1 pseudogene is annotated in these 385 nt (G+C 70.9%); it reads left to right on the top strand.

Annotation, left to right across the window (positions count from 1 at the left end):
- Window positions 1-385: pseudogene (locus JWG43_RS19300) on the top strand (3-methyl-2-oxobutanoate dehydrogenase subunit beta); the annotation flags it as partial.

Genomic DNA, 385 nt, shown 5'->3' with positions numbered 1-385 from the left:
CAAGTACGCCAACCCGGTCATGCTGCTGGGCGACGCCATCGTGGCCCAGATCAAGGAACCCGTGCGCCGTCAGCCCCCGGCCGACGCCCTGAGCCCCGAGGCCCTGGCCGAACTGGCCGCGCCCTGGCGCATGGAAGGCTACGGCAAGCGCGGCCCCGGCGCCAAGCCCCGCCTGCTCAAGTCCGTGTATCTGGCCGAAGGCGCCCTGGCCGCCCGCAACCGCCTGCTCATGGAAAAGTACGCCGCCATGCAGGCCGAAGCCTGCGCCGAATGCTGGAACACCGACGACGCCGAGCTCGTGGTGGTGGCCTTCGGCTCCATGGCCCGCATCGCCCGCAGCGCCATCCGCAAACTGCGCGAGGAAGGCCTCAAGGCGGGCCTGTTC

The sequence above is a fragment of the Desulfobulbus alkaliphilus genome (assembly GCF_016918545.1).
GTDB lineage: Bacteria > Desulfobacterota > Desulfobulbia > Desulfobulbales > Desulfobulbaceae > Desulfobulbus > Desulfobulbus alkaliphilus.
Note: the sequence above shows the minus strand (reverse complement) of the source record. Positions and strands in the feature narration are given on the sequence as shown.